This is a genomic window from Streptomyces sp. NPDC003379 (assembly GCF_053589195.1).
The window spans coordinates 508,545-523,263 of sequence record NZ_JBSFRK010000001.1; the positions used below are offsets into that span (position 1 = coordinate 508,545).

The 14,719-nt window shown below is 69.8% G+C and carries 11 protein-coding genes; 3 read left to right on the top strand and 8 right to left on the bottom strand.

Features of this window, described 5'->3' with window-relative positions:
• A complete protein-coding gene (locus tag ACWDVB_RS02085; protein WP_451515434.1) occupies positions 1-1,668 on the top strand; it encodes a sensor histidine kinase in 1,668 nt (555 codons plus the stop codon).
• Complete coding sequence (locus ACWDVB_RS02090) at positions 1,665-2,342, top strand: response regulator (protein ID WP_451515433.1); 678 nt, start codon at positions 1,665-1,667, stop codon at positions 2,340-2,342. The genes ACWDVB_RS02085 and ACWDVB_RS02090 overlap by 4 nt, the downstream gene beginning before the upstream one ends.
• Positions 2,343-2,373: 31 nt before the next feature.
• On the opposite strand, the gene ACWDVB_RS02095 is transcribed toward ACWDVB_RS02090, so the two are convergent.
• From ACWDVB_RS02095 to ACWDVB_RS02105, 3 genes are all read right to left on the bottom strand, one after another.
• On the bottom strand, positions 2,374-3,966 hold the full coding sequence (locus ACWDVB_RS02095; RefSeq protein ID WP_451515432.1) for a solute symporter family protein: 1,593 nt from the start codon (positions 3,964-3,966) through the stop codon (positions 2,374-2,376).
• Positions 3,963-4,547, bottom strand: a complete 585-nt coding sequence (locus ACWDVB_RS02100; RefSeq protein WP_451515431.1) for a DUF485 domain-containing protein — start codon at positions 4,545-4,547, stop codon at positions 3,963-3,965. The genes ACWDVB_RS02095 and ACWDVB_RS02100 overlap by 4 nt, the downstream gene beginning before the upstream one ends.
• Positions 4,548-4,661: 114 nt before the next feature.
• The gene (locus ACWDVB_RS02105) at positions 4,662-6,785 is read right to left on the bottom strand and encodes a DNA gyrase/topoisomerase IV subunit B (protein ID WP_451515430.1); all 2,124 of its coding nucleotides are present in this window, start codon (positions 6,783-6,785) and stop codon (positions 4,662-4,664) included.
• A 441-nt stretch (positions 6,786-7,226) separates the two neighbouring features.
• Here ACWDVB_RS02105 and ACWDVB_RS02110 point away from each other — a divergent pair, with 441 nt between their 5' ends.
• A complete protein-coding gene (locus tag ACWDVB_RS02110) occupies positions 7,227-7,457 on the top strand; it encodes a DUF7455 domain-containing protein (protein WP_150186615.1) in 231 nt (76 codons plus the stop codon).
• Between the two features lie 93 nt (positions 7,458-7,550).
• On the opposite strand, the gene ACWDVB_RS02115 is transcribed toward ACWDVB_RS02110, so the two are convergent.
• From ACWDVB_RS02115 to ACWDVB_RS02135, 5 genes are all read right to left on the bottom strand, one after another.
• The gene (locus tag ACWDVB_RS02115) at positions 7,551-8,462 is read right to left on the bottom strand and encodes a S1 family peptidase (protein WP_451515429.1); all 912 of its coding nucleotides are present in this window, start codon (positions 8,460-8,462) and stop codon (positions 7,551-7,553) included.
• Between the two features lie 138 nt (positions 8,463-8,600).
• A complete protein-coding gene (locus tag ACWDVB_RS02120; RefSeq protein ID WP_451515428.1) occupies positions 8,601-10,145 on the bottom strand; it encodes an RNA polymerase sigma factor in 1,545 nt (514 codons plus the stop codon).
• A 456-nt stretch (positions 10,146-10,601) separates the two neighbouring features.
• On the bottom strand, positions 10,602-11,492 hold the full coding sequence (locus ACWDVB_RS02125; protein ID WP_451515427.1) for a FadR/GntR family transcriptional regulator: 891 nt from the start codon (positions 11,490-11,492) through the stop codon (positions 10,602-10,604).
• A 162-nt stretch (positions 11,493-11,654) separates the two neighbouring features.
• Positions 11,655-13,562 (bottom strand): ATP-binding cassette domain-containing protein, encoded by a 1,908-nt coding sequence (locus tag ACWDVB_RS02130; protein WP_451515426.1) that lies wholly within the window; start codon positions 13,560-13,562, stop codon positions 11,655-11,657.
• 210 nt (positions 13,563-13,772) lie between these two features.
• Positions 13,773-14,534 (bottom strand): NUDIX hydrolase, encoded by a 762-nt coding sequence (locus ACWDVB_RS02135; protein WP_451515425.1) that lies wholly within the window; start codon positions 14,532-14,534, stop codon positions 13,773-13,775.
• Between the last annotated feature and the right edge of the window lie 185 nt (positions 14,535-14,719).

The window sequence follows — 14,719 nt, forward strand, 5'->3', positions numbered from 1 at the left end:
ATGAGCCCCGCCTCCCCTGCGCGACGCCTCCGCCTCGGCCTGCCGCGGCGCGTGTTCTCGCAGGTGCTGCTGATGCAGCTGGCGATCGCCGCCGGGGTCGCGGTGCTGGCCACCGGGCTCTTCCTCGCGCCCCTCAGCGACCAACTCGACGACCAGGCGATGCGCCGCGCGCTCGCCATCGCCCAGACGACGGCCGCGCACCAGCAGATCGCCGAGGACCTGAAGTCCTCGCGGCCCACGAGCGACGGGCCCGTCCAGACGGAGGCCGACCGCATCCGCCGGGCCAGCGGCGCCGAGTACGTCGTGATCATGAATAAGGAAGGCGTGCGCTGGTCTCACACCGACCGCGCCCAGATCGGCAAGGTCGTCTCGACCGACCCCAGTGACGCGCTCGCGGGCCGTGAGGTCATGGAGATCGACAACGGCACGCTGGGCCGCTCGGCGCGCGGCAAGGTGCCGCTGCGGGACGCGCATGGGGACATCGTGGGTGCCGTCTCCGTAGGCATCGAGTACGACAGCGTGCGGGCCCGCCTGATCCACTCCATCCCGGGGCTGCTCGCCTACGCGGGCGGGGCGCTCGCCGTCGGCGCGCTCGCCGCGTATCTGATCTCCCGCAGAGTGCAACGGCAGACCCGTGACCTGGCCTTCTCCGATATCTCCGCGCTGCTCGCGGAGCGCGAGGCGATGCTCCACGGCATCCGCGAAGGGGTCGTCGCCCTGGACCGCGGCGGCCGGATCAGGCTGCTCAACGACGAGGCGCAGCGCCTCCTCGGCCTCGGCACGGAGGTGCTCGGCCGGCCGCTCGACGAGGCGCTCGGCGCGGGACGTACGACCGACGTCCTCGCAGGACGCGTCACCGGCACCGACCTGCTGACCGTCCGCGGACAGCGCGTCCTGGTCGCCAACCGCATGCCGACCGACGACGGAGGCGCCGTCGCGACCCTGCGCGACCGCACCGAACTGGAGCAGCTCGGCCGCGAGCTCGACTCCACCCGCGGCCTCATCGACGCCCTGCGCGCCCAGGACCACGAACACGCCAACCGTATGCACACGCTCCTCGGGCTGCTCGAACTGGAGATGTACGAGGAGGCCGCGGAGTTCGTCGGCGAGGTGGCCGGCGCCCACCGCGTGACCGCGGAGCAGATCACCGAGAAGATCCGCGATCCGCTGCTGGCGGCCCTCCTCGTCGGCAAGGCCACGGTCGCCGCGGAGCGAGGGGTCGCGCTCTCCGTGTCACGCGACACCGCGCTTCCCGACCGCCTAGTCGACCCGGGCGGCCTCGTCACGATCGTCGGCAACCTCGTCGACAACGCGCTCGACGCCGCGGCGGGCGACCTGCACGCGCGCGTGGAGGTCGCCGTGCGTACCGAGGGGCGCTCCGTGGTCCTGCGGGTGCGTGACACCGGCCCCGGGGTGCCCCCCGAGCAGCGGGAGACGATCTTCACGGAGGGCTGGACCACCAAGGAGCCGCCGGCGCACGGCAAGCGCGGGATCGGCCTCGCTCTGGTCCGCAGACTCGCCGAGCGACAAGGCGGCAGCGCACGGGCCGGTGAAGCACCCGAGGGAGGCGCGGAGTTCACCGTCGCCCTGCCCGAAGCGCTCACGGAGCCCGGGCTCGCCACCACGGAGGAATCAACATTGATCAAGGGCACGGAGGCGACGCCATGATCGAGGTCCTTGTCGTCGACGACGATGTCCGGGTGGCGGACGTCAACGCCGCCTATGTGGCGAAGATCCCCGGCTTCCGCGTGGCGGCGAAGGCGCACAGCGCCGCAGAGGCGCTGCGCCTCGTCGAGGCCGTCCCCGTCGACCTGGTGCTGCTGGATCACTATCTGCCGGACGAGACGGGCCTGTCGGTCGTACGTACGTTGCGCGAGCGCGGCCACCAGACCGACGTGATCATGGTGACCGCCGCGCGCGATGTCGCCACCGTGCAGGCGGCGATGCGGCACGGCGCGCTCCAGTACCTGGTCAAGCCGTTCTCCTACGCGGGCCTTCGCGCCAAGCTGGACGCGTACGCGACCTTGCGCCGCACGCTGGACGGCGGGGGCGAGGCCGAGCAGGCCGAGGTCGACCGGATCTTCGGCGCGCTCTCGGCGACCCCGGCACCCGAACTGCCCAAGGGGCACTCCCCCACCACGGCGGAGCTGGTGCGCCGGGCGCTGATGGCCGCGGAAGGCCCGCTCTCCGCCCAGGAGCTGGCCGACCACACGCGGCTGAGCCGACAGACCGCGCAGCGCTACCTGAAGCTCCTGGAGCGCACGGGCCGGGTCAGGCTCACCCTCAAGTACGGCGACACGGGCCGCCCGGAACACCGCTACGAGTGGACGGCGAGCGTCTAGTCGGTCACTGGAGAACGCCGGCAGTGAATCGTTACGCCGCTCCGGCGCCCGTCAGCGACCGCACTTCCGTCTCCGCATGCTTGGCCTCGTCCGCGGGTTCGCGCGAGGTCACCGTGCCCAGCCAGCCGGCGAGGAATCCCAGCGGGATGGAGACCAGCCCCGGGTTCTCCAGTGGGAAGTACTGGAAGTCCACTCCAGGGAAGAGCGAGTTGGGCCCTCCGGAGACCACCGGTGAGAGCACGACCAGCGCGAGCGCGGGCAGCAGCCCCCCGTACACCGACCACACCGCGCCACGCGTGGTGAAGTTCCGCCAGAACAGCGAGTACAGCAACACCGGCAGGTTGGCGGACGCGGCGACCGCGAAGGCGAGGCCCACCAGGAACGCGACGTTGAGGTCGCGGGCCAGCAAGCCGAGCCCGATCGCGACCACACCGATCCCCACCGCGGCGACACGCGCCACCGCCACCTCACCGCGCGGCTTCGCGTTCCGCCGCCGCAAGGAGGCGTACAGGTCGTGGGCGACCGACGCCGAAGAGGCGAGCGTGATCCCGGCGACCACGGCGAGGATCGTGGCGAAGGCGACGGCCGCGACGACCGCGAACAGAACCGTTCCACCTGTGGAGCCCGCGCCGCCGCCCAGGTCGAGCGCGAGCAGCGGAACCGCCGTGTTACCCGCGGCGTTCGACCCGCGCACCGCCGCGGAGCCCACGATCGCGGCCGCGCCGAAACCGAGCACGATCGTCATCAGATAGAAGCTGCCGATGAGACCGATGGCCCAGACGACCGACCGGCGCGCGGCCCGCGCGGTCGGCACGGTGTAGAAGCGGGACAGGATGTGCGGCAGCCCTGCCGTACCGAGCACGAGCGCGAGCCCGAGGCTGATGAAGTCCAGCCGCGCGGTCCAGTCCCCGCCGTATTTCAGGCCGGGCGCCAGGAACCGCTCACCCTGACCGCTGCGGTCCCCTGCCGTGCGCAGCAGTTGGTCGAAGTCCCCGTGAAAGCGCACCAGGACGAGCACGGTCAGAGTGATCGCGCCGGACATCAACAGGACGGCCTTCACGATCTGGATCCAGGTGGTGGCCCGCATCCCTCCCAACGACACATAGATCACCATGAGCGCGCCGACGCCGACCACCGTCCAGGACTGCGCCGCCCCGCTCGTCCCACCGAGCAGCAGCGCGACCAGTGAGCCCGCCCCCACCATCTGCGCCACCAGATAGAGAACGGAGACGGTCACCGAGGAAGTTCCCGCCGCGATCCGCACCGGCCGTTCCCTCATCCGCGAGGCGACGACATCGGCGAGCGTGAAGCGGCCGCAGTTGCGCACCAGTTCGGCCACGAGGAACAGCACCACGAGCCATGCGACGAGGAAGCCGACCGAGTAGAGCAGCCCGTCGTACCCGAAGAGCGCGATCAGCCCGGAGATGCCGAGGAAGGAGGCGGCCGACATGTAGTCCCCGGCGATGGCAAAACCATTCTCCATCGGCGAGAAGAGCCGCCCGCCCGCGTAGAACTCCTCGGCCGAACCCTGTCTGTCACGGCTCACCCAGGTCGTGATCGCGAGCGTGACGGCCACGAAGGCACCGAACAGCAGAAGAGCAAGGGTCTGATGGTCACCGGTCACCACTCGGCGCCCCGCTCCCGATCGCTACCCCGCTCCCGGTCTCTGTCCCGCTCCCGGTCTCTGTCCTGCTCCCGGTCTCTGTCCTGCTCTCGCTTCTGCTCGAACACGGACCACCGCAGATCAAGGGCCGCACGGTCCCTGCGCAACCGAGCGTGCCGGGCATACGCCCAGGTCAGCAGGAACGTCGTGAGGAACTGCCCGAGCCCTGCCAGCATCGCCACATTCACTGCTCCCGCGACGGGACGCGCCATCAGGCCCGGTGCCGCCGTCGCGGTCACGACGTACGCGACGTACCAGGTGAAGAAGGCGGCAACCGCGGGGAAGGCGAACCTCCGATACCGGCTCCGCACTTCCTGGAAAGCGTCGCTGCGCCGCACTTCCAGATAGATGTCGCCCGCACTCGCGTCCCGCCGCTGTGCGCCGGCCCCGGGCGACACCACGGAAGCCGGCGCCCCCGTGCCGTCCAGCTCTCCCCAGCCGGAGGTGAGCGAGTCGTACCAAGGATCCCTCAGATCACCGGCCCGACCCCGGCCCGGGCCAGCCCGGCCCGGCCCGGCATCGGGCCCGTCGTACCTCTCCACCGAACCCCCCTTGCCCGCAGCCTGTTCGTCCGCGTGCCCAAGGATGGGCAGATCGTGAAGATCCCCGACTCTTCTCTCCCCGCGCTTCACCCCATCAGGTGAAGCCTTGGCCCGCTACGCGTCGATGCGGGACCGGTCCAGCGTCGCCGCGGAGCTCGTGATGAATTCCTTGCGCGGAGCGACGTCGTTGCCCATCAGCAGGTCGAAGACCTGCTCGGACGAGTCCAGGTCCGAGATGTTGATCCGGCGCAGAGTCCGGAAGCGCGGGTCCATCGTGGTCTCGGCCAGCTGATCGGCGTCCATCTCGCCGAGACCCTTGTACCGCTGGATCGAGTCCTTGTAGCGCACGTTCTTGCGCTGCAGTTCGAGCAGGGTCTCCCGCAGCTCACGGTCCGAGTACGTGTAGACGTACTTGTCCTGGCCCTTCTTCGGCTGGCTGAGCTCGATGCGGTGCAGCGGCGGCACCGCCGCGAACACGCGCCCCGCCTCGACCATGGGCCGCATGTAGCGCTGGAAGAGCGTCAGCAGCAGGATCCGGATGTGGGCGCCGTCGACGTCGGCGTCCACGAGCAGGATGATCTTTCCGTAGCGCGCCGCGTCGATGTCGAAGGTCCGGCCGGACCCCGCTCCTATGACCTGGATGATCGCGCCGCACTCGGCGTTCTTCAGCATGTCCGTCACGGACGCCTTCTGAACGTTGAGGATCTTGCCGCGGATCGGCAGCAGCGCCTGGAACTCGGAGTTCCGGGCGAGCTTGGCGGTGCCGAGCGCCGAGTCGCCCTCGACGATGAACAGCTCGCTGCGCTCCACGTCGTCGCTGCGGCAGTCCGCGAGCTTCGCGGGCAACGACGAGGACTCCAGGGCGGTCTTGCGACGCTGGGCGTCCTTGTGCTGGCGGGCCGCGATGCGCGTACGGGCCGCGGCGACGGCCTTGTCCATGACGGCACGGGCCTGGGCCTTCGCGTCCCGCTTCGTGGACGTCAGGAACGCCTTGAGCTCCTTGGCGATGACGTTGGCGACGATGCGGTTGGCCGCGGAAGTGCCGAGCACCTCCTTGGTCTGGCCCTCGAACTGCGGCTCCGCGAGGCGCACCGTGACGACCGCCGTGAGGCCTTCCAGGGCGTCATCCTTGACGATGTCGTCCTCGGCGACGCGCAGCACCTTCTGGCTGCGCATCGCCTCGTTCATCGTCTTGGTGAGGGAGCGCTCGAAGCCGCTCACATGGGTGCCGCCCTTGGGGGTGGCGATGATGTTGACGAAGGACCTGACGGTCGTGTCGTACCCGGTGCCCCAGCGCAGCGCCACGTCCACCCCGAGTTCACGCGTGACCTCGGTGGGAGTCATCTGGCCGTGGTCGTCCAGGACCGGCACGGTCTCCTTGAAGGTGCCCTGCCCGGAGAACCGGAGGATGTCGCAGACCGCCTTGTCCCGGGCCAGGTACTCGCAGAACTCGCTGATGCCGCCGTCGAAGCGGAAGGATTCCTCGCCCTTCGTGCCACCCTCGCCGAGGCCGAATTCGTCGCGGACGACAAGGGTCAGGCCCGGCACCAGGAAGGCGGTCTGGCGGGCGCGCTGGTGGAGGTGCTCCAGCGACAGCTTGGCGTCCTTGAGGAAGATCTGCCGGTCCGCCCAGTAGCGCACGCGCGTGCCGGTGCGGTTCTTGGGGACCTTCTTGACCTTGCTGAGCTTCACCGACGAGTCGAAGGGCGCATCGGGGCCCACCTTGGCGAAGGCACCGGGAACACCGCGTCGGAAGCTGATCGCGTGCGTGTGGCCCGCCCGGTCCACCTCGACGTCGAGGCGCGCGGAGAGCGCGTTCACCACGGAGGCGCCCACGCCGTGCAGACCACCGGAGGCGGCGTAGGAGCCACCGCCGAACTTGCCGCCCGCGTGAAGCTTGGTCATGACGACCTCGACTCCGGAAAGGCCGGTCTTGGGCTCGACATCCACGGGGATGCCGCGGCCGTTGTCCCGGACCTCTACGGAGGCGTCGTCGTGGAGGATGACCTCGATGTGGTCGCAGTACCCGCCCAGGGCCTCGTCGACGGAGTTGTCGATGATCTCCCAGAGGCAGTGCATCAGGCCGCGGCTGTCCGTCGACCCGATGTACATGCCCGGGCGCTTACGGACGGCCTCGAGCCCCTCCAGGACGAGCAGGTGCCGCGCGGTGTAGTTGGAACCGTCCCGATCTGCTCCTGTCAGCAACGCTGTGGACGGCACGGACGTCTCGGCGGTCACGCGGTTCGCTCCTCGCTGAATTTCAAGGGGAGTCCTTTGGGGTAAGGACGCGGCTTCGGTTGCCCGTCAGAGGGTACCGAGGCCTGGTAGAGCCGTTGTAACGCCACCCTCGTCACAACTCAGACTAGCCCACGCTCGTATACATGTTCGATCCCTCGATGGAGTGAAGCGCACGTCACGTTCCCTTCGAGGCATGAACCATTTAGGCTCCGGGCACGTCCTCATGAACAACCGGCAAGCCAGCCGGGAGGACACCGACCTGACAGACAGCGCGAAACCGTAAGACACGTAAGAGACGCAATACGGCACATTCGCCGCCAACCGGCAACGGACAACCTCCTCAAAAAGAAATTTCGAGGAAAAGCCGCGAGCGGGAACGTTTTCGGCCTGGTTGGATGTTGACCCTGGTACGACAGCTCGTCGAGCTAGAGAAGAGGCGACGTGACTACTGTTCTGACCCCCGCGAGCCCCCTGACGGCCGCTGATCGCTGCGACCGCTGCGGCGCCCAGGCATACCTGCGCGTCGTCCTGCTGAGCGGCGGCGAACTGCTCTTCTGCGCCCACCATGGCCGCAAGTTCGAGCCGGAACTCAAGAAGATCGCCGCTGAGATACAGGACGAGACGGAGCGCCTGACCGCCGTTCCGGAAAGCGTCACCGAAGAGGAACGCTGACACCTCGCATCCACGACGAGCCAGCTCCGGCGCACCAGGCCGGCGAACGGGCGGCCGCCCCTGCCAACGTGCAGGGACGGCCGCCCGCTCTCGTCACAGGAGCCCCCACACCCCTTCAGGGCCCTCCTGGACCGGCGGCTCCGCAGGCCCCGGCGACCTCGGAGGAACACTCGCTTCAGGCGCGCCCCCGATCACCTTGGCCACGTCCGAGATCCGGGTGTAGACGCCCGGGCTCCCAGGACGCCCGCAGCCGCTCCCCCAGGACACAAGCCCGATGAGCCGCCCCTTCGCGACCAGGGGCCCGCCGCTGTCCCCCTGACAGGCGTCCCGTCGGCCGTCCATCTCGCCGGCGCACAGCATGGTGGCGGCCTCGTACTTCCCGGCGGCACTGCCCGGGTACGCCTTTTCACACACGGTGTCGGGCAGCACCCGCACCCGCGCCGCGTGGAGCGTCCGGGCGTACTGGCCCGATCCCGTGGTGTCGCCCCAGCCGTAGACGGACGCGTCCGTCCCCGCCTCGTATGCGGGGTTGCCCTCCCCCGCCATGGCAATCACGTACTTCTCCGGTAGCGGCTCGGACAGGGTCAGCGCCGCGACATCCCCTGAGTTGGTTTGGCCGTCGTACTTGGGATTGACCCAGACGTCACGGACAGCGATCTCCCTGCCTTCCGACGTACGCAGGTCTCCGCGGCCGGCGATGACCTTCAGGTCCAAGACGCGGCTCAGGGGCACGCCCAGCGCTTCCTCGCTCATGCAGTGGGCAGCCGTCAGGACCGTCGTACGCCCGACTACGACGGCGCCGCAGAACTGTCCCGAGCGGGTACCCCCGAACCGGTCACGGCTGGAGAGCGCCACCATCCATGGATTATCGGAAATCCGTACAGGGCTGCCCCCGATGACCACGCTGTCGGCGGCCGCGGGTGCCGGGGAAGCCAACGGCAGTGGGGCGGCGGCGGCCGCCAGAGCCAGTGCCCGTGTCCACGACCGGACGAAGGAACGACGCATGCGATCTCCTCACTCTGGGCTGCAAACGCGTACCCAGAGTCATCCAGCGGCGCATACCGCGCACCCGCGCGCGGAAGGCCCGAAGCCTCATACCGAGACTTCGGGCCTTCCGGGGAACGCTCTGACGACTGAAGAGACCTAGTCGAGGTAGTCCCGCAGGACCTGCGAGCGCGACGGGTGACGCAGCTTCGACATCGTCTTCGACTCGATCTGACGGATGCGCTCACGCGTCACTCCGTAGACCTTGCCGATCTCGTCGAGGGTCTTGGGCTGGCCGTCCGTGAGACCGAAGCGCATGGAGACCACGCCCGCCTCACGCTCGGACAGGGTGTCCAGGACCGAGTGCAGCTGCTCCTGGAGGAGCGTGAAGCTCACCGCGTCGGCCGGCACGACCGCTTCGGAGTCCTCGATGAGGTCACCGAACTCGCTGTCGCCGTCCTCACCCAGGGGGGTGTGGAGGGAGATCGGCTCACGGCCGTACTTCTGGACCTCGATGACCTTCTCGGGGGTCATGTCGAGTTCCTTGGCCAGCTCCTCCGGGGTGGGCTCGCGGCCCAGGTCCTGGAGCATCTGGCGCTGGACACGGGCCAGCTTGTTGATGACCTCGACCATGTGCACCGGGATACGGATGGTGCGGGCCTGGTCGGCCATGGCGCGAGTGATCGCCTGACGGATCCACCAGGTGGCGTACGTGGAGAACTTGTAGCCCTTGGTGTAGTCGAACTTCTCGACCGCGCGGATCAGACCGAGGTTGCCCTCCTGGATGAGGTCCAGGAAGAGCATGCCGCGGCCGGTGTAGCGCTTGGCCAGGGAGACCACCAGACGGAGGTTGGCCTCCAGGAGGTGGTTCTTGGCTCGGCGGCCGTCCTCGGCGATGATCTCCAGCTCGCGCTTGAGTTTCGGCGCGAGCTTGTCGGCGTTGGCCAGCTTGTCCTCGGCGAACAGGCCGGCCTCGATGCGCTTGGCGAGCTCGACCTCCTGCTCGGCGTTGAGGAGCGGGACCTTGCCGATCTGCTTCAGGTAGTCCTTGACGGGGTCGGCGGTGGCACCGGCCGCGGCGACCTGCTGGGCCGGCGCGTCGTCCTCGTCCTCGTCGGAGAGCACAAAGCCCTGGGCGCCTTCCTCGGCCGGCTCGCCATCGCCGGACTTGCCGGCGGCGGGTGTCTCCTCGGTGCCCTCTTCGTCCAGGAGCTCGTCGGCGTCCTTCTTGGAAGTGGACTTCTTGGCCGCGGCCTTCTTGGCGACGGTCTTCTTGGCGACGGCCTTCTTTGCCGTCGTCTTCTTGGCGGCGACCTTCTTCGCGGACGCGTCCTCGGCGGCACCATCCGCGGTCGGCGCCTCAGTGGCGGCGGTGGCGGTGGGCTTCGCCGTAGCGGTCTTGGCCGCGACCGTCCTGGTCGCGGTGCGCTTGGCCGGGCTCTTCGCTGCGACGCTCTTGCGGGGGCGCTTCGGCTCCGCGGCACTGACCATCAGCGTCACACCCTCTTCCTCGAGGATCTGGTTGAGGCTGCGCAGAACGTTCTTCCACTGAGTGGCCGGAATCTGGTCAGCTTCGAAGGCACGACGCACGTCATCGCCGGCGATCTGCCCATCAGCCTTTCCCCGCTCGATGAGCGCCATGACAGAGACGGATTCGGCGATCTCCGGCGGGAGCGTACGGGATGTGCTGGCCGACACGAACAACCTCTCGGAACGTTGGAAAACGGCTTCCGGCCCCGTCCATTGTGGACCGGAGCCGACGACCGGCGGCTAGGGATTCGGGCCGACGGCGCGGGCGGGGGCCGGGGAGCTACACAGCGCCGCGAACGACTGCTGTATTCCCTCCTCGGCTATCACCTCTTAGGTCATCGCGCTGTTCCTTGGAGCGTTACGCCCAATCTACGTGGCCCGAGTCACACCCCGTAAGTACTCAAAAGCGTCCAGATGCGGCCAGAAGCGACCTATAGGCATGTACGAATGATCCCCCGTTGCCCCGCGAAGCAACCCTCACGATCGCGTCGCCGGACCCCGCCGGGCCCCCTGGGAGCCCGCGGAGATCCGGCGACGCCCGGTGCGGAGGCGGGGCCGTCGACGGCACGGGGACGACGAGGCGCCTGCCGCGAGGCGTGTGCACGGCGGACGGCGGAGAGGACGCGCGGGTCAGTGCTCGCGAGGGGCGGGCACGACGCGCTCCACCTCCGGGTGGACCGTGAGCAGCTGCCGCATGGCGGCCTCGGCGCCGGCCCCGTCGCCCGCCGCGAGGGCGTCGACCACGCGCGAGTGGTGCACGAGGGAGGCCTCGCTGGGTCGGTCACAGCCCGTGACCGGGCCTCCGGAGACCTGCAGGGCGGCGGAGACGATGCCGGAGAGGTGCTCCAGCATGCGGTTGCCGGCGACCTGGATGAGCAGCGAGTGGAACTCCGCGTCGGCGCGCGAGAACGTGATCGGGTCGCCCTGGGCCAGCGCGTGCCCCATGATCTCGACCATGTCGGCGAGACGCTGCTGCACCTCCTCGCGGCCGTGACCGGCGGCGAGGCGGGCGGCGAGCGGCTCGATCATCCAGCGCAGCTCGCCGAGCTCGCGCCGCTGATCGTCGCGCTGCGGCCCGAAGGCGCGCCACTCGATGATGTCCGGATCGAGTAGGTTCCAGTCGCTGACGGGACGCACGCGCGTGCCGACGTTGGGCCGGGCGCTGACGAGGCCCTTGGCCTCGAGCACACGCAGCGACTCGCGGACGACGGTGCGGGAGACCTCGAAGCGCTGGCCGATCTCCTCGGGGACGAGCGGGCGGTCGGCGCCCAGATCGCCGGAGACGATCATCTGGCCCAGCTGCTGGACGAGTTGGCCGTGCAGCCCGCGGCCGCGGCTTCCGGACGCGCGCCGGCTCACACGCCCCAGGTCGTGTTCGGCGCCGTCCCATACGGGGGCGACGACACGGTCGCCGACCCCGGGGGGCTCGGCGAAGGGGTATCGGTCGAGGTCGCCCGGGCCGGCGAGGCCGGAGTCGGCGGAGCGGGCGGTGGTCATCATGGTGTGCGCAAGGGTACTCACGGATCAGTTGTCGGCGTGGCTCCCAACTCCCTTGAGGTCTTTGGTGAAAAGCACACGAAAGGGTGATCGCTTACCTCGCCGCAATTGACGCCTTATCGGAAAGAAACGAGCGTCGTCCGGGGAGTTGCGCACAGCCCCGAAACGGAAGGCGACGGACGGTCGTCACCGGACTCCGCCACGCATCGCCGTGAGCACATATGCGCAGAGCAGAGCGGCCACCGACAACATCAGGGCACCGCCCACGGGTTGCACGATCATGCGGACTCCCCCTGCCACGTAACGCTCGGCCCCGAACGGCCACTGCATCAGCGCGAGATCCCGCAATCGCCCCGGAAGTCCGGCCGCCGATCGAACAGCAGGCCCCTCAACGGCCTTCTGTACGAGAGGTACGACGACGATCGGCACCGCCACGACCGCGGCCAGCCCGGCGGTCGTGGACCGGAAGACACCGGCGGCCAGCACGCCCGCCCAGGCGCACCCCGTCAGCAGGGCCGCCCAACTCCCGGTCAGCGAAAGCCAGTCGCCGGGAACTCTGGTGAGCTCTTCTCCGTATACAAGGTGAAGCAGCGCGGCGTCGGCACCCACCGCGAGCAGACCGAGCAGCAGGGCCGTGGCGGCGGCGACGAGCAGCTTGGTGACGAGGAGCCCCAAGCGCCGCGGGACGGTTCCCCGGTCCGCGGCGAGAGCGGGGTGCCGGAACTCGTCCCCGAAGGCGAGGGCGCCGAGCAACCCCGCGCCCAGAGCGGCGGGCGGCAAGGGCAGTTCCTGGGGCCAGGCGGCGAGCAGGCGCGGCTGCGGCGTATGCCCGGCCCGCGCCAGGAAGACGCAGATCAGAGCGGAGGTGGCGAGAACGGCGGCCAGGGTGAAATAGCCGGCCCCCACACCCGTCAGGCGACGCAGTTCGTACCGCAGGGGGCGGAGGGGGCTGCGGCTCGGGTGGACGGTGATGGGCGGCGGCAGGGAGGAAGCGGAAGTGCCATCGCCGCTCGTGAGCGGGACGGTGCCGTCTCCCCCTGGCGGAACGAGGCGGGCGAGGGACGCAGGAGCTTCGAAGGCTCCCTCCGGCGGCTGGGCTTCGGTGGGCTCGTCGGCGGGACCCTGAACCTCGGACGCGATGCCCCGCGGCATCGACGGATCCGGCCATTTAAACGGCACCGAAGGACCTGAAGGTCCGGAGGGCTCCGAGGGCCCCCAAGGCCCCGCATCACCGACTTCGTCGGCGAGTTGATGGACGAGGATGCCGTGCCGATAGGCGGTCTCCCCCACATCGGCACAGTTACTGCCGTATACGGAGAGCCTGTTGCCGTCCTCCTTGACCACCTCGATGGAGCGCTGACCCGCGCGGGCCTCCTTGGCGAGGAGCGCGCCGAGGCGGGCCGCGTGGGGGCTCTGGACGGCGACGCGGGGGCGGAGTCTGGTCCTCGCGAAGTCCGCGACCTCCTGGTCCGCGACGAGCCGCCCCGCCTCCAGCGTGACGACGCGATCGGCGGTCCGCGCCGCCTCCTTGGCACTGTCCGTCGTGAACAGAACCGTCCCGCCTTGGCTCGCGTGGGCGCGCAGGAGTCCGTGCAGCCAGGTGCCCTCCCGAGACGAGAGCCCGTCGGCCGGCCCGTCCAGGACAAGCGTGTGCGGGTCGGCGAGCAGCGCGCAGGCCAACCCGAGGCGACGGTCCATGCCGCGCGAGAGTGTGCCGAGGCGCTGGTCCCGGAGGCTGACGAGGCCCACGGCCTCAAGGACGTCGTCGGCACGCTGGACGGATACTCCGGCGGCCGCGCACAGCATGCGCAGGTGCCCACGGACCGAGCGCGCCGGGTGCCCTGGGACATCGCCCAGGAGCACGCCCACCTCACGCGAGGGGTGCGCGATGCGATGAAGGGGACGGCCTCTGAAGTACGCGACTCCGCGACCCTGTTCGAGTTCGAGCATCAGCCGCAGCACCGTGGTCTTACCGGCGCCCTCGGCGCCGAGCAGCGCCGTGACACGGCCGACGCGCGCCTCGAAGGACACGTCGTCGACGGCGGGCCGGAGCTCCTCGCGGGGATTGCTGGTCAGTCCGATGGCCTGGATCATCGCTTCTCTCGCAGGATGTGCGACCGCTCGGCGGCCGGGGCCCGTCCGCCGGGTCGGGGGCGGACGAACCCCGCGGGTACTGCAGCAAGATAACGCGACATTTCCGGCTTTTCGGGCAGGAGGTGGGTCGCGGGTGTTCACCGAGCGACGTGGAACGCGTGATCCGCTGGGGCGGGTGGTCGGCAACCGCGGACGAGCGAGCGCGGGCGGTCAGACCTCGGGGCGCAGCATCGGCGGGTTGAGGAGCGTCGCCCCTCCCGCGCGGAAGAGCTGAGCGGGCCGGCCGCCCTGCCGAGTCGTCGTGCCACCCGTGGGCACGAGGAAACCCGGGGTACCGGTCACCTTGCGATGGAAGTTGCGGGGGTCGAGGACGACACCCCAGACCGCCTCGTACACGCGTCGCAGCTCGCCGACGGTGAACTCCGGCGGGCAGAAGGCCGTGGCCAGCGACGAGTACTCGATTTTGGACCGGGCGCGCTCCACGCCGTCCGCCAGGATCTGCCCGTGATCGAAGGCGAGCGGCGCGGCCGGTTCGCTGTCACGGCCGAAGCCCGATTGATTGAGCAGCGCCTCTACCGGCGCCCATCGCGCGCTGTGCGCGTCGCCGCCCGCCCGGGGCGCGGGCAGGTCGGGAGCGAGCGCGAGGTGGGCGACGCTGACCACCCGCATCCGCGGGTCGCGCTTGGGATCGCCGTACGTGGCGAGCTGTTCGAGGTGCGCTCCGTTGGCCTGCGCCGGAGTGTCGGGGTCGTGGGCGCACAGGCCCGTCTCCTCGACGAGTTCGCGCGCCGCCGCGGCCGACAGGTCCTCGTCAGGGCGTACGAATCCTCCGGGGAGCGCCCAACGCCCCTGGAACGGCTGCTCACCGCGCCGTACGGCCAGCGCGCAGAGCGCGTGACGGCGCACGGTCAGCACGACCAGGTCGACAGTGACGGCGAAGGGCGGGAAGGCCGACGGGTCGTAGGGGGACATGCCGCGATCATAGTCGTCTGCCTGACGATAAACAGCTTCTTCGCCCATGGCTTCCGGCCAGGTTCCCCCCTTCGTCCACACCTCTCCGACCAGGTTCTTTCCTTGACCCGCAGCTCCGGGTCCGGTTGTCCGCGCTTCTCCGCACTCATGTCCCCGCCCGCACTCCGGATCCCTCCTAAAGGCCC

What these genes read in the sequence shown, in the direction of transcription:
- ACWDVB_RS02085 (WP_451515434.1), top strand. Translation starts at nt 1, where the DNA reads ATGAGCCCCGCCTCCCCTGCGCGACGCCTCCGCCTCGGCCTGCCGCGG.
- ACWDVB_RS02090 (WP_451515433.1), top strand. Translation starts at nt 1,665, where the DNA reads ATGATCGAGGTCCTTGTCGTCGACGACGATGTCCGGGTGGCGGACGTC.
- ACWDVB_RS02115 (WP_451515429.1), bottom strand. Translation starts at nt 8,462, where the DNA reads ATGCGTCGTTCCTTCGTCCGGTCGTGGACACGGGCACTGGCTCTGGCG.
- ACWDVB_RS02130 (WP_451515426.1), bottom strand. Translation starts at nt 13,562, where the DNA reads ATGATCCAGGCCATCGGACTGACCAGCAATCCCCGCGAGGAGCTCCGG.
- ACWDVB_RS02135 (WP_451515425.1), bottom strand. Translation starts at nt 14,534, where the DNA reads ATGTCCCCCTACGACCCGTCGGCCTTCCCGCCCTTCGCCGTCACTGTC.